Origin of the sequence: Asaia sp. SF2.1 (assembly GCF_000505765.1) — a bacterium.
Classification (GTDB): Bacteria; Pseudomonadota; Alphaproteobacteria; order Acetobacterales; family Acetobacteraceae; genus Asaia; species Asaia bogorensis.
Genome location: NZ_AYXS01000012.1, coordinates 12,691 through 13,200 on the forward strand (window position 1 = coordinate 12,691; position 510 = coordinate 13,200).

Below are 510 nucleotides of genomic sequence, written 5' to 3' on the forward strand. Positions count from 1 at the left end.
TGAAGGGCATGGCGATGATGAAGAAATTCGACGCGACAAACCCCGTCATGCCGACAATGAACGCAATCATGAAGGACGGCACACCCAGCAGATCGACCGGCACCACAGGCTCGTCCTTGCCGCGCTGATAGCGCAGAAGCGCTGCCCAGCACAGAACGCCTGCCCCCGAGAGCAGCAATGCGCCCCAGAGGCCGCCATGCACCGCGTCATCAACGCCAATCACGGTGAAGGTAAAGGCACAGATGGTCAGCACCACAGCAGGCAGATCGACCGCCTTCTCCGAGCGTGGCGTAACTGGCAGGGCGAAGCTGGCAAGCGCCAGGGCCGCCAGCCCGAGGGGCACATTGATCCAGAAAATCCACGGCCAGTCGGCAACCGACATGACCAGAGAACCGACAGTAGGGCCTAGCGCCACGCCGGTACCAATAATCAGGCCGTTCAGGGCCAGCCCTTTGCCAAGCGCTGCCTTTGGGTAGATGAACCGTATGAGCGCAATGGCAACGCTCATGA

Annotated in this window: 1 protein-coding gene; it reads right to left on the reverse strand. The window is 61.2% G+C overall.

The window, feature by feature from the left end; all coding sequences use genetic code 11:
- Positions 1-510, reverse strand: a 510-nt coding sequence (locus P792_RS38580) for an MFS transporter (RefSeq protein ID WP_035439617.1), incomplete at both ends; no start/stop codon positions are given.